The sequence below is a fragment of the Streptomyces sp. NPDC006259 genome, assembly GCF_042870975.1.
Lineage (GTDB): Bacteria > Actinomycetota > Actinomycetes > Streptomycetales > Streptomycetaceae > Streptomyces.
This window is the reverse complement of the sequence record NZ_JBIAHY010000002.1, coordinates 88,334-107,775: the sequence shown is the minus strand read 5'-3', so window position 1 is coordinate 107,775 and position 19,442 is coordinate 88,334. Positions and strand designations below refer to the sequence as shown.

The window sequence follows — 19,442 nt, the reverse complement described above, 5'->3', positions numbered from 1 at the left end:
CCTGGCCCGCGGACCCGATGCCGGGCCTCCCCCGCGGGTGGGGTCCGTCTCCCCCGCCCGGGGGAGGCCCGCTGTCGGTGGCGCCTGTCACGATGTCCGCATGGGCCGCTTCCTGCGCCCGCTGCTGCGGGGGACGACGTACACACGACTGGTGCACCTGTGGGTGCCGATGCTGGTCGTGAGCGTCTGGATGTTCATCGACCCGTCGCGGCCCTGGGTCCCCGCGGTGGTGCTGATCCCCGTCGGGCTGATCCCCGCGGTGCGGAGGGGCGAGGGGGTGCAGGCGCGACTGCTGCTGACACCGGGCGTGGGTGACCCGGCGTTCTCCGTGGCTCCGGCGACGGCCTGGCGCGACCGGCTGCGCACGGTGCTGTGGCTGGAGGCGCGGCTGGCCCTCGGCGTGGTCACCAGCCTCGCCTGTGTCTGGCTGCCGATCCTCGCGTACCAACTGGCCGGGACCGCGCTCGGGGGCGTGTCCGACCCCGTCCCGGTCCTCGCCGACGCGACCCCCCACCGGTGGTACGCCTTTCTGGTGCCGCTGCCGCTCCTCGTCTGGTACGGGCTCGTCGTCGGGCTCGGTGCGGCGGCCGCCTCGCTCGCGCGGCGGCTCCTCGGCCCGTCCGCGGGCGAGCGGCTCGCGGCCCTGGAGGAGCGCACCGAGCAGCTCCTGGAGCGCAACCGCATCGCCCACGAACTGCACGACTCGATCGGGCACGCGCTGACGGTGGCCGTGGTGCAGGCGGGCGCGGCGCGGGCGGCGGACGACCCGGCGTTCACCGACCGGGCGCTCGCCGCGATCGAGGAGACGGGCCGGGCCGCGCTGGAGGACCTGGAGCGGGTCCTCGGGGTGCTGCGCGAGGCGGAGCGGCCGGTGAGCGCCCGCCCGACGCTGGCCGAGGCCGGCCGGCTGCTGGAGTCGGCGCGGGCGTCGGGCGTGAAGGTGGACGCCGAGCTGACCGGGCCGCTGGAGACCGTGCCGGGCCCGGTGTCCCGCGAGGGCTATCGCATCCTCCAGGAGGCGCTGACCAACGCGCTGCGGCATGCGGGGTCCGTGCCGGTGCGGGTCAGGGTCGGGGTCGCCGCCGGCCTGCTCGATCTGGAGGTCCGCAATGCGCTGGCCGCCCGGACACCCGGCGCCCCGGTGCGCGGCGGCGGACTGCGGGGCATCCACGAGCGGGCCGCGCTGCTCGGCGGGCGGGCGTCGACCGGACCGCACGAGGGCGACTGGCAGGTGCGTGCGGAGCTGCCGCTGCGCTGATCTACGCTGACCGGATGCCGGTCACCGTGCTCCTCGTCGACGACGAACCCCTGGTCCGTGCCGGACTGCGGGCGGTGCTGGAGGCCCAGCCCGACATCGAGGTCGTCGGGGAGGCGGCGGACGGGGCGGCGGTGATCCCGCTGGTGCGGCGGCTGCGGCCCGACGTGGTCGCCATGGACGTACGGATGCCATTGATGGACGGGATCGAGGCCACGCGCGCGGTGCTGCGTACGGTCGAGCGGCCCCCGAGGATCCTCGTGGTGACGACCTTCGAGAACGACGAGTACGTGTACGAGGCGCTGCGCGCGGGGGCGGACGGGTTCTTGTTGAAGCGGGCCCGGCCCGCCGAGATCGTGCACGCGGTGCGGCTGGTCGCGGAGGGCGAGTCGTTGCTGTTCCCCGCGTCGGTACGGCGACTGGCCGCCTCGTACGGCGAGCGGCCGGGGAACCGGGCGGCCCGGGATCTGCTGGAGCGGGCGCGGCTGACCGAGCGGGAGGCCGAGGTGCTGCGGCTGATGACCCGTGGGCTGTCCAACGCGGAGATCGCCGCGCGGCTCGTCGTGGGCGCGGAGACCGTCAAGTCGCACGTCAGCGGGGTGCTGGCCAAGCTGGGGGCCCGCGACCGCACCCAGGCGGTGATCACGGCGTACGAGTCGGGGTTCGTCGCTGCGGGCCGGACCCGCGGGTGAGATCGCCCGGGGCGCCGTCCGCACTCGCCGGGGTGCCCCGCGCCGAGTACGATCCGCCCAACACGCGCACGAGCTGGGAGGACGGACGTTGGGGCGGCTGACCGGCGGGGATCCCTCGCTGTTGCGAAGGATCAATTCCGCGGTGGTGCTGCACGCGTTGCGTGCCGCCGACTGCGCGACGCTCACGGAGATCACGCGGGTGACGGGGCTGTCCCGGCCTACCGTCGAGGGGGTCGTCGAGGACCTGATCGCGGCCGGTCTCGTCGTCGAGAAGGCCGCCGAGGAGGGGGCCGCCCGGCGGCAGGGGCGTCCGGCGCGCCGCTTCCGGTTCCGCGCCGAGGCCGGTCATCTCCTGGGTCTGGAGATCGGGGCGCACCGGGTGGCCGCGCTGCTGGCCGACCTGGACGGGCGGGTGCTGGGCGCGCAGGCGAAGGACGTCGACGAGACGGCGCCCGCCGACGAGCGGCTCGAACGGCTGCGGACCGCTGTCGCCGAGCTGCTGCGGCGGGCGGGGATCCCGCGCAGCTCCCTGCGGGCGGTCGGGGTGGGGACGCCCGGCATCGTGGAGGCGGACGGGACGGTACGGCTGGGCACGGCGCTGCCCGAGTGGACCGGGCTGCGGCTGGGTGAGCGGCTCAGCCGTTCGTTCAAGTGCCCGGTGCTGGTGGAGAACGACGCCAACGCCGCGGCCGTGGCCGAGCACTGGAAGGGTTCCGCCACCGAGTCCGACGACATCGTGTTCGTGCTGGCCGGGCTGAGTCCGGGCGCGGGTTCGCTGATCGGCGGGAGGCTGCACCGCGGGTACGGCGGGGCGGCCGGGGAGATCGGCGCGCTGCACCTGCTGGGGCGCGGGGTGACTCCCGAGACGCTGCTGTCCACGACGGACGAGCCACTGCATCCACTGGACGAGCAGGCGGTCGCCGAGGTGTTCACGCAGGCCCGCAAGGGCGATCGGCGGGCGCGGGCCGCCGTCGACCGCTTCCTCCAGCGGCTCGTCCACGACGTGGCCGCGCTGGTGCTGGCCCTCGATCCGGAGCTGGTCGTGGTGGGTGGCTGGGCGGCCGGACTGGACGGCGTGCTGGAGCCGCTGCGGAGGGAGTTGGCGCGCTACTGCCTGCGTCCACCGAAGGTGGCCCTGTCCCTGCTCGGGGAGGCGGCGGTGGCGACCGGGGCTCTGCGGCTGGCCCTCGACCACGTCGAGGAGCAGCTCTTCGCCGTGGAGGGCACGGTGACCGGGCGGGCGTGAGCCGCGTTCCGTGGAGTCGGAAAGCGGTGCGCCCCGAGTTCTTCCCGGGGCGCACGGTCCGTCGGCCGGGTGGGCCGCGTGCAGGCCGTTCAGGGGGCCTGCCGTGCGGTCACCCGGCGGTCAGGACGCCCGGCGTTCCGGGCCGTGGTGGATCTCGACGTTGCCCGACGCGCCGAAGGTGAGGCGGCAGGTGTCCGCCCGGTACGTGGCCAGCGAGAGTGCCGCGGTGCGGCCCTCGGCGAAGAAGCGGGTGGTGACGACGAGGACGGGCGCGCCGGGGAGCCGGTCGAGTTCCTTCGCGTCGTCGGCGCGGGCCGAGCCCAGTTCCACCGCGCGGTCCTCGCCCTCCAGCGCCAGGCGCTGCAGTTCGCGCAGCACGGCACGCGCGCGTGCGGCACCGGACGGGGTGTCGATCGCGGTCAGGTCGGGCACCGACGACCGCGGGACGTAGAGCAGCTCCGCGGCGACGGGCTGACCGTGGGAGACCCGCGAGCGGCGCACGATGTGCACGGCCTCGTCGCGGTCGGTGCCCAGCGCGTCGGCGACGGCCGGCGGCGGGGCCGCGACCGTGCCGTCGACGGGCTGCCAGGCCTCGTCGGTCGCACCGGGCCACGCCTGCTGCTCCGTGCCGACGTCGACGCCCACCCGCGGCGGCGCGACGGTCGTGCCGACGCCGCGGCGCCGCTGGAGCCTGCCCTCCAGTTCAAGCTGTTCCAGGGCCTGCCGGAGGGTGGCGCGGGCGACGCCGAAGCGCGCGGCCAGGTCCCGCTCGTTGGGCAGGATCTCGCCCACGGTGAACTCCGAGTCCAGTGCCTCGCTGAGCACGGTCCTCAGATGCCAGTACTTCGGTTCCGGTACCGATTCCAGTTGCGTGGTCCCCACCCTGTCCTCCGCAATCGCCGTGGTACGGCGGTGTTTTCGAGCCCTTGTTTATTAAAGGTTGTTGTACTTATCTGCGACCATAGGACGGCCCCCACCCTTGGTCAAGACCAATCCTCGAACCTCGGCGAAGCCGCCGGATGCCGGACGGAGAAGGGTTCACGGGGCGTTCGCACCCGACCGTTCTCGTCACCTCATGGCAAAGCCCCCGTCGCATGGCGGACGGAGGGCGGGTCGGGGGCGGAGGCCGGGTCCGGATCCGCGAGGGGGCCGGGTCCGGGAGGGGGCCGGGTCCGGGAGGGGGCCGGGTCCGGGAGGGGGCCGGGTCCGGGAGGGGGCCACTCGGTCGGCGTGCGCGGCTCGTCGGGGTCGTGGTCGACGGGCACAGCCTGAAGACGGCCGTCGGCGACACCGATCTGGAGGACGCCGTCCGCGTCTGCCGCCCGACAGGACGAGCGTTGCGGGACCGCCGCCGAGTTCGAGCAGGCGCACAGACAGGCCGGGAACGCCCTTGCGGTCACGCCGACGGGGAGACGGCCGACATGGTCGGCGCTCTCCGGGACCCGCAGCGGGGTCGTGGTCCTGCCTCCGCCGGCACCGACGAGACGCACGTCCGGCGCGAGCAGTTCCCCCAGTCCTTCAGATCACCCTGGACGGCGGCGGCGAGGAACCGTTCGGTCGGTGCGCGGCGCTGGAGGGGGTCGACGTTGTAGTGGCGCCGCCGTTCGTCGACGTGCCGGCGGGCGCGGCCGGCGTGCCGGCGCGCCGCGGACTCGGAGCGGCCGAGGAACGCCGCGATGCGCCGGCACCGGAACTCGGCCGGGAGAGGCGCGTACGGTGCGTCACCACCCTGTTCCCGGCCGGGTTCCGGTCGGAGGCCGAGCGGCGCCACGCCTTCGGCGTGCTGCCGGCGACCCGGCGGATCTCACGGCGGATGCCGCTGCCGCTGGTGCGGGGGATGGCGCTGGTGCGGGGGATGGCGCTGCTGCAACGGCCGACGCTGATGCAGCGGCTGCTGGCGATGCACGGCTGACGCTGATGCAGCGGCTGCTGGCGATGCACGGCTGACGCTGATGCAGCGGCTGCTGGCGATGCGGCGGCTGTCCCTGGTGCGGCCGCTGTCACGGTCGGCGGCCGACCGGACCGCCCCTGACCAGTACCGTCCGCGCCCGCCCGGCCCGCCGTTCACCCGAGGCCGTGGTCGCCGGGACGCCGACGCCGGCCGGGGCCACCGGGTTCAGCCCGGCCCTGCGCTCCGATGCGGCCCTACGGTTCACCGACGACGTCCCCGGCACCCCGGTCACGGCCGCCTGGGGCACCCGCTCCATGCTGTTGGTGCGCCGGCGGGGCGTCCGCGCCGAGCGAATCCTCCCCCGGGCCCTTCTGGTACGGCTCAACGGCTGCGGGCACTGCCCGAAGGACGCCGACCCGGCTCTCGTCGCGCGGGTACTGCCCGGCGGGAGCCGCCGAGACCCGCCGGGGACGGCTCAGCACACCCGAGCCCAGGGCGACTCCGGCGCCGACGAGGGCGCTGCCGGCGGCCTGCGCGAGACCGTAGGAACCCGTCCCGACGAGCGGCGCGGTGCACGCGGCGGCGACGGGGATGAGGCCGGAGAACAGCGTCGCCCGCTCCGCGCCGATCCGCTGCATCCCCATGTACCAGCAGACGAAGCCGACGACGGTGACGACGACCGCCTGCCACAGCAGCGCGGCCGTCTCCCCGGCGTCCGGCCGCCGCAGCCATCCGCCGCCGTCGACGATCAGTCCCACGGCGGCGGACTCGACGGCGGCCAGTCCGCACACCGCGGCCGACAGCAGCCGCGGGCCCAGGGGCCGCAGCACGGGCACGGCCAGCACCGCGAATCCGACCTCGCCGCCCAGCGCGCACACCGAGTAGGCGAGGCCCGCGCCGTCCGTGCGGCCCCAGCCCTGCACGGTGAGCGCGCCGACGGCGACCAGGGACGCGCCGTGCAGGACCGTGCGGCGTGGACGGCGTCCCTCCAGGAGCGGGACGAGGACCGCGACGACGACGGGCGCGCAGCCCACCAGCACGCCGGGGACAGCCGGTTCGGCCGAGCGTTCGGCGGCCAGGACCGCCAGGTTGAACCCGACCATGCCGACCGCCGCGAGCAGGGCGAGGCGGGCCCACTGGCGGGTGGTGAGCGCCCGCAGGCGGGTCAGGGAGCCCGCACCGGCGAGGGGCACGAGGAGCAGGCACGCGAGGCCGTAACGCAGGGCCTGGCCGCCCGCGTACGGGTAGGCGCCGAGGACGCTGTTGGCGGTGAAGGACGCTCCGACGAGGACACAGGCGAGCGCGGCGAGCAGGGAGCCGCGCTGGGTGGTGACGTTCATGAGGGTGACGCTAGGAAGCGTGGCGGTCCGGTTTAAGGTCCACTTCCATGACCTCATCGGGGACCAATCCGCCGGGCACCGATCCGCCGTCGGCCGATCCGGGCGGGGATGCCGCCTCCGCCGCCTGGGAGGTGCTGCTGCCCGCCGTCTCCGCTCCGCCACGCGCGCGTGGCCGCACCCTCCAGGCGGCCCTGCGGGAGGCGGTCCGCTCGGGGCGGCTCGCGCAGGGCACCCGGCTGCCGTCGAGCCGGGACCTGGCGGCCGATCTGGGGGTGTCGCGCGGGCTGATCACCGAGGCGTACGAGCAGCTCACGGCCGAGGGATATCTGCGCAGCGGACGCGGCGCCGGGACCTGGGTGGGCGGTGCCGCGCGCGCGGCGCCGCCCCGCGCGCGTGACCTCGCGCCGCGCTCCCCCGGCACACGGGCCGACTTCGTGGCGGGAACGCCGGACCTGTCGCTCTTCCCGCGGGCCGCGTGGGCCGCCGCGCAACGGGGGGTGCTGGCCGGACTGCCCCATCACGAGTTGGGCTATCCCGACCCGCGCGGCCTGCCCCGGCTGCGCACCGCGCTGGCCGGACTGCTCGCCCGGCGGCGCGGTGTGGTCGCCGATCCCGAGCGGCTCGTGGTCGTCTCCGGCGTGGCGCAGGCGACGGCCCTGCTGGGGCTGGTGCTCCACGCGCGCGGGATCGACGCCGTCGGGGTGGAGGACCCCGGCAGTCCGCAGCACAGCGCCCTGTACGCGGCGGCGGGCGTCACCGCCGTACCCGTCCCCCTCGACGACGAGGGGCTCGCCCTCGGGCCTCTGGAGGCGTCGGGCGTACGGTCCGTGGTGACGACACCGGCCCACCAGTTCCCGACGGGGATCGCCTACTCGGCGCGGCGCCGGACCCGGCTGCTCGACTGGGCGCGGTCCGTGGACGGCTTCGTACTGGAGGACGACTACGACGGCGACTTCCGCTACGACCGGGCTCCCGTGGGCGCGTTGCAGGGCCTGGACCCGGAGCGGGTGGCGTACACGGGCTCGGTCAGCAAGTCCCTCGCGCCCGGGCTGCGGCTGGGCTGGCTGCTGGTGCCCGAGGCGCTGGCCGACGAGGTCGTCGAACGCAAGCGGACCCTGGACCTGGGCCATCCGGCGCTGGACCAGGCGCTGTTCGCCCGCTTCCTGGAGCGCGGCGACTACGACCGTCAGCTGCGCCGCTGCCAGCGCGCCTACCGCGACCGGCGGGACGCCCTCGTGACGGCGCTCGCGGAGCACTTCCCCGGCACCCGCGTGACCGGTATCGCCGCCGGCCTCCACGTCATCGCGGCGCTGCCCGGCCGCTACGGCCCCGAAGCGGAGTTCGTCGAGCGGGCGGAGGCGGTGGGCGTGGCCGTACGCCCTCTGTCGTGGTACGCCCACGCGAGCACCGTCCCCGGGTCCGAGGTGCGGCTGGTCCTCGGGTACGCGCATCTGTCACCGGCGAGGATCCGTGAGGGCGTACGTCTGATGGCGGGGGCGAGGTGACGGCGGGCGCCTTCGAGGTGCCGACCAGTTGTTCACTCCCTCGCGCCGTTCCGGGAGTTCGTGTCCGGGCCGCTCGACGCGGGCGCCCTCCCGGCGGACACACTGGACGGCACCCTCGGTCCGTGGGCCGGTCGGCCGGTGGTTCCCTCAACTCCTTTACGCTGGAAGGCGCTCCGCGCACCGGCGTCATCTCCCGGTGCGCGGAGCGTTCCCGCGGGCCAGCGCCCCGTGGAACGTAGAAGAATCAATAAAAAGGGCAAATGTATCCTTTACCCATCAGTCACACACCGTTCGCGATCACGCAACACCGTTCCTTCACAGTGGCTGCATGACTCGATCCATGTCTGATGTGACGCGGGCGAAGCACGGCCGCCCGGTGCACCACTGGCGGCGGGACGTCGTGGAGCTGGCCGCCCTGTTCACGGCGGTCGCGGTGGCCGACGCGGTCGCCAACCTCGTGGGCCACGGCCCGCACGGCCCACGGCTCCTGGTCATCTCCGCCGCCGCCCTGGTCGCCACGGCCGCCTTCCACCTCTGGTGGTCACGCCGCCACGGCCACGCGCCGCCCAGCGGCGATACCGATGCCCGGCCGCCCTCCTCCGAGGTGCAGGCCGGGCCGTCCGAACTGCCCGACGGCGTGGCCGGGGAGAGCACCCTGTGGCGGATGCGGACGACGGTGAAGGACGCGCCGGGATCGCTGGCCGCGCTGTGCACGGCGCTGGCGGAGCACCGCGTCGACATCCTGAGCCTCCAGACGCACCCGCTGGGCGAGGACACCGTGGACGAGTTCCTGCTGCGGGCGCCCGGTTCGCTCGCGGCGGGCGGGATCGGCCGGGCCGTGGCGCTGGCGGGCGGCTCCGGCACCTGGATCGAGCGCGCCGACGCCCATGACCTGGTCGACGCCCCGACCCGGGTCCTGGGCCTGGCCACCCGGACCGCCCTGGACGCCGCCGAACTACCGCTGGCGCTGCGCCAGTTGCTCGGCCGCTGCACGATCCGCTCGCTGCCCGCCGCGGTACGCGGCGGGGCACGCGGGCCGGAGGGCGTGCCGGTGGAAGGGGTCCTGGAGGACACCGTGATGCGCCTGCGGGCACCGGAAGGCGGAGTGATCACCGTCGAGCGGCCGTATCTGCCGTTCACCCCCACCGAGTTCGCGCGGGCGCGGGCCCTGGTGGAACTGGACGCCCGGCTGGGACCGCGCGTCCCGCCGGGCCAGGACGTCCTGACGCTGCCCGAGGGCAACGCCATCACCGTGCGCCGGGCCGACCCCGGTGATCTGGGGGCGGCGAAGGAGATGCACGAGCGCTGCTCGCCGCGCACCCTCGGCATGCGCTATCACGGGCCGGTCGGTGACGCCGACCGCTATCTGAACCACCTGCTGAGCCCGCGCTTCGGCCGCACCCTCGCCGTGCAGACCCCGTCGGGGCGCATCGTCGGCCTCGGCCATCTGCTGTGGGACGGCGACGAGACGGAGGTCGCGCTGCTCGTCGAGGACGACTGGCAGCGGCGCGGCATCGGGGCGGAACTGCTCGGGCGGCTGGTCGCGATGGCCGTCGAGGCGGGCTGCGAGAGCGTCTACGCGGTGACGCAGGCCTCCAACACCGGCATGGTCGCCGCCATGCGCGGCCTCGACCTGCCGCTCGACTACCAGATCGAGGAGGGCACGCTCGTCATCACCGCCCGCCTGGACGCGGCCGCCGCCGGCACCCGGCAGGCGTACGGGCGGCACGGGGAGCGGATCGTCCGCGACTGAGCCGGACGCCCCGCGCGGGCTCTCGGGGGCCAGACCGAGAGCCGCCGGGGCGGGCCCGGCGACCCGGGTGTCGCCGGGCCCGTCGGGACGTCATCGGGCGGCCGGCGTCAACCGACCCGGACAGCGGCCCCGTTCAGCGCGCCGTCCAGATCCGCCCACAGGTCGTCGACGTCCTCCAGGCCCACCGACATCCGCAGCAGCTTGTCGCTCACCCCGGCGGCCCTGCGGTCCTCCGCGTCGACGACGCGGTGGCTGATGGAGGCCGGGTGCTGGATGAGCGTGTCGACGCTGCCGAGACTCACGGCCGGGGTGATCAGGCGCACGCCCGCGATCACCTCGTGCGGGTCGCCGTGCACCTCGAAGGCGATCATCGCACCGCCGATCCGCGGATGGCGCACGCGGGCCACGCGCGGGTCGGCGGCCAGCCGGCGGACCAGTTCGGCGGCCGTCGCGGAGGCCGCGCGGACCCGGACCGGAAGTGTCGACAGGCCCCTCAGCAGCAGGTAGCCGGCCAGCGGGTGCAGCACCCCGCCCGTGGCGAAACGTATCTGCCGCAGCCGACCGGCGAACTCCTCGTCGCAGGCCACCACGCCGCCCAGAACGTCCCCGTGACCGCCGAGGTACTTCGTGGCGCTGTGCAGCACCAGCCGGGCGCCCTGCTCGGCGGGGCGTTGCAGCACCGGCGTGGCGAAGGTGTTGTCGGCGAGCAGCGGCACCGAGCCGCAGGAGTGCGCCACCGCCCGCAGATCCACCTCGGCGAGGGTCGGATTGGCGGGCGACTCGACCATGACGAGGCCGGTGTCCGGGCGCAGCGCGTCCGCGATCCCGGCCGGGTCCGTCCAGGTGACCTCCGTGCCGAGCAGCCCGGCGGTCAGCAGGTGGTCGCTGCACCCGTACAGCGGACGGACCGCGACCACGTGCCGCAGACCCACCGAGGTGCGGGCCAGCAGCACCGCGCTCAGCGCGGCCATGCCGCTGGCGAACGCGACCGCGCTCTCGGTGCCCTCCAGCCGGGCCAGCGCGGTCTCGAAGCGGGCGACGGTCGGATTGCCGAGCCGGCCGTAGACCGGCGGGCCCGCCGGGTCGGCGCCGGTCGCCGCGAACGCGTCGACGCGGGCGGCCTCCGCGCGGCTGTCGTAGGAGGGGTAGGTGGTGGACAGGTCGATCGGCGGGGCGTGCAGGCCCTGCCGCGCCAGGTCGTCCCGCCCGGCGTGCACGGCCTCGGTGGCCAGTGCGCGGGGCGCTCCGGACGTGCGTACGTCGTCGTACGCGTGCGTGCCCGCGGGGTCCGGGTACGCGGGTGTGCCCGCCGGGTCCGGGTACGCGGGTGTGCTCGCTGAGGCTGAGTCCATGCACGGCAGGGTGAACAACGGGCGGGTCCACCGGGGCGGAGCCCGTGCTACGTTCGGCCGATGGCCGAATCCGTCGCGCTAGACCCGGTGGACCTCCAGCTGCTGCGGCTGCTCCAGAACGACGCCCGGACGACCTACCGCGACCTCGCCGCGCAGGTCGGTCTCGCGCCGTCGACCTGTCTGGACCGGGTGACGCGGCTGCGCCGCTCCGGCGTGATCCTCGGCAACCGGCTGCGGCTGGATCCGGCCAAGCTGGGGCGGGGGCTGCAAGCCCTGCTGTCCGTGCAGGTGCGGCCGCACCGGCGGGAACTGGTGGGGCCGTTCGTGGAGCGCATTCGGGGGCTGCCGGAGGCTCTCACCGTCTTCCACCTCACCGGGCCCGACGACTACCTCGTCCACGTGGCCGTCGCGGACATGGCCGACCTCCAACGGCTGGTCCTCGACGAGTTCACGGCACGCCGGGAGGTGGCCCGGGTGGAGACGCGGCTCATCTTCCAGCAGTGGGACTGCGGACCGCTGCTGCCGCCGACGACTTCGGGACAAACGCCGTGACGTGCGGCACCGCCTCGTACCAGGATGGTGCCCATGTCACAGACCAACAGCCCGCTGCCCCGAGCGGTCGCCGACGCCTACGTCGACGACCTCATCGCCCTCGACCCGGTGACCGGAACCTTCCTCGGTGTGCCGGAGAGTTCGAGCCGCCTGCCCGACTTCTCGCCCGCGGGACAGCAGGCGCGCGCGCAACTCGCGCGCGACACCCTGGCCAAGCTCGACGAGGCGGAACGGGCGCCCGGCGCGGACCGTGACATCGAGCGCCGCTGCGCACGCCTGCTGCGCGAGCGCCTCACCGCCCAACTCGCCGTCCACGACGCCGACGAGGGCCTGCGCGAGGTCAGCAATCTGACCTCGCCGGCGCATCAGGTGCGCGAGGTGTTCACCGTGACACCCACGGAGACCGACGCCGACTGGGCGGCGATCGCCGAGCGGCTGCGCGCGGTGCCGGCGGCGCTGGCGGGGTACCGGGAGTCCCTCGCGCTCGGTCTGGAACGCAAGCTGTACGGGGCTCCCCGCCCGGCCACCACCTTCGTCGGACAGCTCACCGAGTGGACGGACACCGACGGCTCCGGACGTGGCTGGTTCCAGGACTTCGTTGCGGCCGGCCCGCAGGCGCTGAGCGCCGAACTCGACGCGGCGGCCCGCAGCGCGAACGCCGCCCTGGTCGAACTCCGGGACTGGATGCGGGACGTGTACGTGCCGGCCGTGGAGGGCGCGCCGGACACCGTCGGACGGGAGCGGTACACCCGTTGGTCGCGCTACTACAACGGCACCGACCTGGACCTCGACGAGGCGTACTCCTACGGCTGGGCCGAGTACCACCGGCTTCTCGCGGAGATGCGCGAGGAGGCGGAGAAGATCCTGCCGGGTGCCGCCACCCCGTGGGTGGCCCTCGCGCACCTCGACGAGCACGGCAGGCACATCGAGGGCGTCGACGAGGTCCGCGACTGGCTGCAGGAGCTGATGGACCAGGCGATCGAGGCGTTGGACGGCACCCACTTCGAACTCGCCGAACGGGTACGCCGGGTCGAGTCGTGCATCGCGCCGCCCGGCGGTGCCGCGGCCCCCTACTACACGCCCCCGTCCGAGGACTTCTCCCGTCCCGGCCGCACCTGGCTGCCCACGATGGGCCTGAACCGCTTCCCCGTCTACGACCTCGTGTCCACCTGGTACCACGAGGGCGTCCCCGGCCACCACCTCCAGCTCGCCCAGTGGACCCACGTGGCCAAGGACCTCTCCCGCTACCAGGCCACCGTGGGAGAGGTCAGCGCCAACGTCGAGGGGTGGGCGCTGTACGCCGAGCGGCTGATGGACGAGCTGGGCTTCCTCACCGACGCCGAGCAGCGGCTCGGCTATCTGGACGCGCAGATGCTGCGCGCCGTGCGCGTCATCATCGACATCGGCATGCACGCGGAGCTGGACATCCCGGCGGACTCCCCGTTCCGTCCGGGCGAGCGCTGGACGCCCGAGCTGGCCGAGGAGTTCTTCAACGCGCACAGCAGCCGCCCCGGCGACTACGTGGCGAGCGAGCTGACCCGGTATCTGAGCATCCCCGGTCAGGCGATCGGCTACAAGCTCGGCGAACGCGCCTGGCTCCTGGGCCGGGAGCGGGCCCGTCAGCGCCACGGCGACGCCTTCGACCTCAAGTCGTGGCACATGGCGGCCCTCTCGCAGGGATCGCTGGGCCTGGACGACCTGGTGGAGGAACTGGCGCGCCTCTGACCGACGACGAACACCCGCCCGCGCGACCGCAGTTGGCCGGTCGCGCGGACGGGCGCGGGGCGTAGGCGGGCGCCGGCGGGCGCGGGGCGCGGGCGGCGCTGGTCACGCGGGCGGGCGTGGTGAGCGGCCGGACGTGCGGCGCAGGCGGCCCTGATCGCGCGGCCGGGCGTGAGCCGCAGGCGGGCGTGGCACGCCGGCACGCGTGAGCCGCGTCCGGGCGTGAGCGCGGGCAGCCCTGAGCCGCAGGCCGCGCAGTTCGCGCGGCCGGGCGTGAGCCTCAGGCGGGCGTGAGCCGCGAGCGCGCGTGAGCCGCGAGCGCGCCGGTCGCGCGAGTGCCCGTCGCGCGGGCGCCGCGCTCACCGGATCAGCACCCGCATTCCGCCGTTTCCACCGGGGAGGTGAGCGGGTCGGCGTCGCGCCGTCCGGGTCCCTGCCACGTCTCGAAGGGGAAGCCCTCGCGCGCCCAGTACTCGAAGCCGCCGAGCATCTCCTTGACCCGGTAGCCGAGTTCGGCGAGCGCGAGGGCGGCGCGGGTGGCGCCGTTGCAGCCGGGGCCCCAGCAGTACGTCACCACCGGCACGTCCTTGTCGAGGACCTCGGCTGCCTGCTCGGCGATGAGCGCGGTCGGCAGGTGGACGGCGCCGGGGATGTGCCCCTGGTCCCAGGACTCGGTGGAGCGGGAGTCCAGGAGGACGAAGCCGGGGTCGCCGCCGGCCCCGAGCGCGGCGGCCACGTCCGAGGCGTCGGCGTGGAAGACGAGGGAGGCCCGGAAGTGGGCGGCGGCGTCGGCCGGGGCCGCGGGGGCGACCCGCAGGACGCCGTTGGTGGCGGGCGGGGTGGCGGGCGGGTTGGCGAGTGGGGTCGTGACGGTCATCCCGGGACCTTTCGGTGTGGTGGTGGCGATGACCAGAATCTACGGCGGCGGATCGTCCCGCTGAAGGGCCGTTCCCCGGCGTCGATCTTGCCGGGCCGTGGATTCCCCTGGTATTCCTCGGGGATGACCGCGTATTCCCTGGACGCCACCGACTGGCACATTCTCGAGGTCCTCCAGCGTGAGGGCCGGGCCAGTTTCGCCGACCTGGCGCGGGCCGTGTCGATGTCCGCCAGCGCGGTCACCGAGCGGGTGCGGCGGCTGGAGGAGGCGGGCGTCATCCAGGGGTACGCGGCGGTCGTGGACCCCGAGCGGCTGGGGCTGTCGATCCTGGCGTTCGTGCGGCTGCGCTACCCGCACGGCAACTACAAGCCGTTCCACGACCTGGTGGCCGTCATGCCCGAGATCCTGGAGGCGCACCACGTCACGGGCGACGACTGCTTCGTCATCAAGGTCGCCGCCCGCTCCATGCGGCATCTGGAGGAGCTGACGGGCCGGATCGGCTCCCTGGGATCGGTGACCACCAGCGTCGTCTACTCCTCGCCGCTGACCCGCCGCCCGCTCGGTCACTGACCGCGCTGGCGCACCACCGACCCGGATCGTCCCTTGACGATCTCCAGCTGTGCGTGGACGCGCCGCCGCAGATCGGCGACGTGACTGACGATGCCCACGCTGCGGTCGCGTTCGCGCAGGGAGTCGAGTACGTCGAGGACCTCGTCCAGCGTCTGGTCGTCGAGGCTGCCGAACCCCTCGTCGATGAAGAGGGTGTCCAGCCGGACCCCGCCCGCCTCGTCGGTGACGACGTCCGCGAGGCCCAGGGCGAGGGCGAGGGAGGCGAAGAAGGTCTCGCCGCCGGACAGCGTGGCCGTGTCCCGTTCGCGTCCGGTCCAGGCGTCGACCACGTGCAGCCCGAGCCCGCTGCGGCCGCGCCCGGCCCGGTCGTCGGAGTGCACGAGGGTGTACCGCCCGGACGACATCCGCTGGAGGCGGACGGTCGCGGCGGCGGCGACCTGCTCCAGACGGGCGGCCAGGACGTACGCCTCCAGGCGCATCTTGCGTTCGTTGTCCGCGGAGGTGCCCGCGGTGAGTCCGGCCATGCGGGCCACCCGGTCGTACTCCTCGCGCAGCGGCGCGAGCCGCCGTACGGCGGCGGCCGCGCGCGCGGAGAGACGGTCCAGTTCGGCGCAGCGGCGGGCTGCCTCGTCCTCGGCGGAGGCGGCCCGCCGCAGCCGTTCGGCGGCCCGGACGGCCTCCTGTTCGGCCGCCGCGAGGTCGACGGCGGGGAGCTGGGCGGCGGCCACGGTCTCGGGCTCGGCGAGGACGGCCCGTACGGCGGCCTCCTCGGACTGCCACGCGTCCAGGCGGCGTTGCAGCTCGCGGTGGGCGCTCGGGTCGAGGAGGGCGTCGGCGGCGGCCCGCGGGGTGTCGAAACCGGCCCGGAAGGCGGCCTCGTCGAGGCGCCCGTCGGCGGCCTTGAGGCGGCCCGCGCTCTCCTCGGCGGCGCGGGCGGCGTCCGCCGCGTCGGCGAGCCGGGCGGCCTGGCGTTCCAGCTGCTCGGCGCGCGCGGTGACGCTGGGCGCGCTGCCCCGGGCCTCGGCCAACTCCTCCTCCAGCGCGACCCGCTCCCGTTCCAGCCGCTCGCGGTGGCCGACCCGGGAGGCGGCTCTGACGGCGGCCTCCCGCTGGGCGGCCGTGCGGCGCCCGTGCTCCTGCTCGGCCCGGCGCAGCTCCTCGCGCGCGGGGTGCAGTGCGGAGGCGTCCCGGCGGGCCAGACCGTAGGTGCGCTCCAACTCATCGGCTTCGGCGCCGAGTTGTTCGGTGGGGGTGTCGCCGGCCTCGGCGCGGGCGGCGGCCAGGTTCTCCCGGACGAGGCCGAGGTCGCGCTCGGCCTCCGCGTGGTCCCGCTCGGCGCGCTGGGAGGCGGCGAGGGCCCGCTCCTCGGCCTCACGGTCGACGTGTCCGGCGACCTTGCGGGCGGGGGCGGGGTGCTCGGTGCCCCCGCAGACGGCGCAGGGTTCGCCGTCGCGCAGGGTGGCGGCCAGTTCGGCGGCGATGCCGTTGAGCCGCTGTTCCTTGAGGTCGAGCCAGTGGGTACGGGCCGCGAGCGCCCGCTCGCCGGCGGCCAGGGCGTGCCGCTGGGCCTCCTCGGTGTCACGGGTGAGCCGGTCGCGCAGCCGGGCGGCGGCCAGCCGGCGCCGGGCGGGGTCGCGTTGGACGGCGAGCTGTTCGGCGCGGGTTGCGGCCTCCTGGGCGGACTCGACCCGCTCCTGGAGGGCGGCGCGGGTGGCGTCCCAGTCGGCGAGCCAGCCACCGGTCTCCGCGAGGACGTCCTCGTCGGCGCGCTCCTGACGGTCCAGGTCGGCGCGCTCCGCGAGGAGTCCGGCCAGCCGTCGCTCACCGCGGCGGGCCGACTCCAGCCCGCCCAGCTCCTCCGCGGCGCGGCGGGCGGCGGCGGCCAGTCCGGCCGCGCCGGCGTCGGCGAACCGCTCCGGCAGCAGCGCACGCGCGCGTGCCTCGGCGGCGGCGGCCCTGCGGTGCTCGGCGTCGGCGGCCTCCCGCAGTTCCAGGGCCGGCGCCACCGCCTCCGCCTTGCGGGCCCGCTCCATCCGGGCCCGCGCCTCACGGTGGGTCCCGGCCCGCTCCTCCAGCAGCCGGGCCCGCTCCCGTGCTTCGGCGAACCGCCGCCGCAACCGGTCCAGTTCGCGTACGTCGGCCAGCGCGCGCTCGGCGGCGGCCTGCGCGGACTCGGCGGCGAGCCGGCCGCATTCGGCGATCGTGAGCTGCTCACGGGCGGTGCCGCGGGCCACTGCGGCGGCGGTCAGCACGGCCTCGGCCAGGCCCGGCTCGCCCGGCGCCAGCTCGGGCAGTTCCATGGCGTCACCGGCCGCCTGCTGCATGCGGTGCGCGTCGGCCAGGAGTTCCGTGTCGCCCTCACGCACGCGTGTCTCGGCCGTACGCCGCCGCTCGGCCAGCCGCTTCTCGACCTCGGCGAAGCGCTGGGTGTCGAAGAGGCGGCCGAGCAGTCGGCCCCGTGCTTCGGCGTCGGCGCGCAGGAACCGCGCGAAGTCGCCCTGGGGCAGCAGCACGACCTGGCAGAACTGTTCGCGGCTCATGCCGAGCACCTGGGTGATCTCCTCGCCGATCTCCTGGTGGGAGCGGCTGAGGTCCTTCCAGGCCCCGGCGACGGCGTCGTGCTCGCGCAGCATGCTCTGGGCCTTCTCGACGGTGGTGCCGGTGCCGCGCCTCTTGGGGCGCTCCCAGGGCGGCTGCCGGGTGATCTCCAACCGCCTTCCGGCGACCGTGAGTTCCAGCGTGACCCCGGTGCGGGTGCCGGGGGCGGCGTGGTCGCTGCGCAGGGCCAGGCCCTGACCGCTCTGCCGTGCGCCCGGGACGGAGCCGTACAGCGCGTAGCACACGGCGTCCAGGACGGAGGTCTTGCCCGCGCCCGTCGGCCCGTGCAGCAGGAAGAGCCCGGCGGCGGACAGTTCGTCGAAGTCGACGCTCTGGGTGCCGCCGAAGGGCCCGAAGGCGGTGAGGTCGAGGCGGTGCAGCCTCATCGGGCGGCTCCCCGGTGGTCGTCGGTGCGAGGTCCCGGAGCCGGGAGCGGGTCCGGGGCGGACGCACCCGCGGCGCGGAGGCGGTCGGGACGGGGCGGATCCGCGGCGGGGACCGTCGGCGCCACCCGAGGGGCCGTCCGGATCCTCACCGCGCCACCTCCCGCACGGTGTCGTCGGCGCGCACGGCGTCGAAGGCGTCCCGCAGCACGCCCTGCTCGCGCGCGTCGGGGCCCGCGCCGCGCACGTGCGCCACGAAGTCCTCGGCGATCTCCTGATCGCTGCGGCCCGCGAGGCGCCGGGCGTAGGACACGTCCGGGTCGTCCGGGGTGCGCTCGGGCGCGAAGACGAGGCTGAGGGTGTGCGGGAAGCGTTCGGTGAGCCGGGCCATCGGGTCGGCCGGGCGCACGGCGTCGGTGAGGGTCGCCTCGACCCACGCCTCCTCGTACCGGTCGAGCCGGGGATCGCCGAGCAGTTCCTCCAGCGTGCCGCGCAGCCGGGCCAGCGCGCGGGGGACGGGGCAGTCGATCCGCTCGGCGGTGACGCCTCCGTGGGCGTCGAGGTCGACCAGCCACATGGTCTTGCGGTGATCGGCCTCCGAGAAGGAGTAGGGCAGCGGGGAGCCGGAGTAGCGGACGCGCTCGGTGAGGCTCTGACAGCCGTGCAGATGGCCGAGTGCCACGTAGTCGACGCCGTCGAAGACTCCCGCGGGCACGGAGGCGACCCCGCCGACGGTGATGTCCCGTTCGCTCTCGCTGGGTCGGCCGCCGGTGACGAAGGCGTGCGCCAGGACGACGGAGCGGGTTCCCCGCGGGCGCCCCGCCAGGTCGGCCCGGACCCGGTCCATGGCGGCGGCCAGCACCGCCTCGTGTCCGGCCCTGTCCACGCCGAACTCGTCCTTGACCAGGGCGGGTTCGAGGTAGGGCAGTCCGTAGAAGGCGACGTCGCCGAAGGCGTCCCGCAGGATCACGGGTGTGCCGGCCGCGGCCGGATCGGTCCGCAGGTGGACGCCTGCGCGCCCGATGAGCGCGGCGCCCACGCCGAGCCGCCGCGCGGAGTCGTGGTTCCCGGAGATCATGACCGTGGGCACGCCCAGGTCGGCGAGGCGGTGCAGGGCGTCGTCGAACAGCTCGACGGCGGCGAGCGGCGGCACCGCCCGGTCGTACACGTCCCCCGACACGACCACCGCGTCGACCTCGCGCTCACGCACGGTGGTGACGAGGTGGCCGATGAACCCGGCCTGGGCACCGAGCATGTTCACCCGGTGGAACGCCCGGCCGAGATGCCAGTCGGAAGTGTGCAGGAGCCTCATGATTCCCGAGCGTATCGGCAGGGTCCGACAGCACGGGCGGATACTCCTGTAAGTCCGGTTCCCTCCATACCTTTTGCCCGATAAACAGCTTTTTGTTTCCTCGTTCGAGGCCGGCGGAGCGACCGGTTCGGCGCCTTTCGGCAGAGGTGAGACGAACCACTCCGAGCTGCTCACCCGACGTTCCGCTTCCCCAGCCGGGTCGGCCTGGGGTGCCGGGTAGCCGGCCCCGTCGAGGTCGTCGTCCGTGGGATCCGCGACATGGGCGGCGCGTTGTACGGCCATCCGCGCAGGACCCTGCGACCGGTCGCCCGCGACCACGGAGTCGCCGAGTTCCACGACGCCGGGCGGACCGCCCGGTCCGCTCCCTGCCCCGAGCGTGTCGCGGCACAGCTGC

13 protein-coding genes and 3 pseudogenes are annotated in these 19,442 nt (G+C 75.1%); 9 read left to right on the top strand and 7 right to left on the bottom strand.

Annotated elements, in window-relative coordinates; genetic code table 11:
- Positions 1-100 precede the first annotated feature (100 nt).
- The 3 genes from ACFYO5_RS06650 (at position 101) to ACFYO5_RS06640 (ending at position 3,193) form a co-directional block, all read left to right on the top strand.
- Complete coding sequence (locus tag ACFYO5_RS06650) at positions 101-1,258, top strand: sensor histidine kinase (RefSeq protein ID WP_388704993.1); 1,158 nt, start codon at positions 101-103, stop codon at positions 1,256-1,258.
- Positions 1,259-1,272: 14 nt separating this feature from the next.
- Positions 1,273-1,947 (top strand): response regulator, encoded by a 675-nt coding sequence (locus ACFYO5_RS06645; RefSeq protein ID WP_388704990.1) that lies wholly within the window; start codon positions 1,273-1,275, stop codon positions 1,945-1,947.
- An 88-nt stretch (positions 1,948-2,035) separates the two neighbouring features.
- Entirely contained in the window at positions 2,036-3,193 is a 1,158-nt protein-coding gene (locus ACFYO5_RS06640) for an ROK family transcriptional regulator (protein WP_356562864.1), read from the top strand.
- A gap of 120 nt (positions 3,194-3,313) precedes the next feature.
- On the opposite strand, the gene ACFYO5_RS06635 is transcribed toward ACFYO5_RS06640, so the two are convergent.
- Positions 3,314-4,075, bottom strand: a complete 762-nt coding sequence (locus ACFYO5_RS06635; RefSeq protein ID WP_356562862.1) for a GntR family transcriptional regulator — start codon at positions 4,073-4,075, stop codon at positions 3,314-3,316.
- Positions 4,076-4,431: 356 nt separating this feature from the next.
- A pseudogene (locus ACFYO5_RS06630) lies at positions 4,432-4,871 on the bottom strand (RNA polymerase subunit sigma-24); the annotation flags it as partial.
- A 15-nt stretch (positions 4,872-4,886) separates the two neighbouring features.
- On the opposite strand from ACFYO5_RS06630, the pseudogene ACFYO5_RS06625 reads away from it, so the two are divergent.
- Positions 4,887-5,539, top strand: a pseudogene (locus ACFYO5_RS06625) (alpha/beta fold hydrolase); the annotation flags it as partial.
- 96 nt (positions 5,540-5,635) lie between these two features.
- Here the strand turns inward: ACFYO5_RS06625 and ACFYO5_RS06620 are convergent.
- Positions 5,636-6,424: pseudogene (locus ACFYO5_RS06620) on the bottom strand (EamA family transporter); the annotation flags it as partial.
- A 47-nt stretch (positions 6,425-6,471) separates the two neighbouring features.
- Here ACFYO5_RS06620 and ACFYO5_RS06615 point away from each other — a divergent pair.
- Positions 6,472-7,929, top strand: coding sequence for a PLP-dependent aminotransferase family protein (locus ACFYO5_RS06615; protein WP_388704986.1), 1,458 nt, complete (start codon positions 6,472-6,474; stop codon positions 7,927-7,929).
- 340 nt (positions 7,930-8,269) lie between these two features.
- Positions 8,270-9,682 (top strand): GNAT family N-acetyltransferase, encoded by a 1,413-nt coding sequence (locus ACFYO5_RS06610; RefSeq protein ID WP_388704983.1) that lies wholly within the window; start codon positions 8,270-8,272, stop codon positions 9,680-9,682.
- Between the two features lie 107 nt (positions 9,683-9,789).
- Here ACFYO5_RS06610 and ACFYO5_RS06605 read toward each other — a convergent pair whose 3' ends face one another.
- Positions 9,790-11,034 carry a trans-sulfuration enzyme family protein gene (locus ACFYO5_RS06605; protein WP_388704980.1) on the bottom strand — a complete coding sequence of 415 codons (1,245 nt, stop codon included), beginning with the start codon at positions 11,032-11,034 and terminating at the stop codon, positions 9,790-9,792.
- Positions 11,035-11,094: 60 nt separating this feature from the next.
- Between ACFYO5_RS06605 and ACFYO5_RS06600 the strand changes: the two genes are divergently transcribed.
- The gene (locus tag ACFYO5_RS06600) at positions 11,095-11,586 is read left to right on the top strand and encodes an Lrp/AsnC family transcriptional regulator (RefSeq protein ID WP_356562854.1); all 492 of its coding nucleotides are present in this window, start codon (positions 11,095-11,097) and stop codon (positions 11,584-11,586) included.
- A 33-nt stretch (positions 11,587-11,619) separates the two neighbouring features.
- Entirely contained in the window at positions 11,620-13,311 is a 1,692-nt protein-coding gene (locus tag ACFYO5_RS06595; protein WP_388704976.1) for a DUF885 domain-containing protein, read from the top strand.
- Between the two features lie 364 nt (positions 13,312-13,675).
- On the opposite strand, the gene ACFYO5_RS06590 is transcribed toward ACFYO5_RS06595, so the two are convergent.
- Positions 13,676-14,185, bottom strand: coding sequence for a rhodanese-like domain-containing protein (locus tag ACFYO5_RS06590; RefSeq protein ID WP_388704973.1), 510 nt, complete (start codon positions 14,183-14,185; stop codon positions 13,676-13,678).
- A 123-nt stretch (positions 14,186-14,308) separates the two neighbouring features.
- On the opposite strand from ACFYO5_RS06590, the gene ACFYO5_RS06585 reads away from it, so the two are divergent.
- Positions 14,309-14,755: an Lrp/AsnC family transcriptional regulator gene (locus tag ACFYO5_RS06585; RefSeq protein ID WP_388704971.1), complete on the top strand. Its 447-nt coding sequence runs from the start codon at positions 14,309-14,311 to the stop codon at positions 14,753-14,755.
- Here ACFYO5_RS06585 and ACFYO5_RS06580 read toward each other — a convergent pair.
- Together ACFYO5_RS06580 and ACFYO5_RS06575 are read right to left on the bottom strand one after the other, a co-directional pair.
- The gene (locus ACFYO5_RS06580) at positions 14,749-17,739 is read right to left on the bottom strand and encodes an AAA family ATPase (protein WP_388704968.1); all 2,991 of its coding nucleotides are present in this window, start codon (positions 17,737-17,739) and stop codon (positions 14,749-14,751) included. The two genes, ACFYO5_RS06585 and ACFYO5_RS06580, sit on opposite strands and share 7 nt — an antisense overlap.
- Positions 17,740-17,884: 145 nt before the next feature.
- Complete coding sequence (locus ACFYO5_RS06575) at positions 17,885-19,048, bottom strand: exonuclease SbcCD subunit D (RefSeq protein ID WP_356562845.1); 1,164 nt, start codon at positions 19,046-19,048, stop codon at positions 17,885-17,887.
- Positions 19,049-19,442 lie beyond the last annotated feature (394 nt).